Source organism: Ciceribacter ferrooxidans, from assembly GCF_004137355.1.
GTDB classification, from domain to species: domain Bacteria; phylum Pseudomonadota; class Alphaproteobacteria; order Rhizobiales; family Rhizobiaceae; genus Allorhizobium; species Allorhizobium ferrooxidans.
Genome location: NZ_SDVB01000062.1, coordinates 1 through 250 on the forward strand (window position 1 = coordinate 1; position 250 = coordinate 250).

1 protein-coding gene is annotated in these 250 nt (G+C 44.4%); it reads right to left on the reverse strand.

Going from position 1 to position 250, the window contains the following annotated elements:
* Positions 1-250: serpin family protein (locus EUU22_RS01505; RefSeq protein WP_205687818.1), on the reverse strand; the 250-nt coding region annotated here is incomplete at both ends.

Genomic DNA, 250 nt, shown 5'->3' on the forward strand with positions numbered 1-250 from the left:
GGTTTGTCCCACTTCCCTCTGAAATAAATGTAATTAGTAAGGACTAACTTCGACTCCTTGGCTACACTGCTGAGCAACTCTGCAATCTTCCCGTTGGTTTTCCTTTCCACGTAGCTGTTGATCTGTTGCTTTGCTTCATCGGATTTCTCGAAGTCAGTAGAGAATGCCTCCGACGCATAATTTTTGCTGACGTCATCTAAAAACGACTGGAGCAGTTTGAGGTTTTTGTCTATAAAGAGGGCATTCCCGC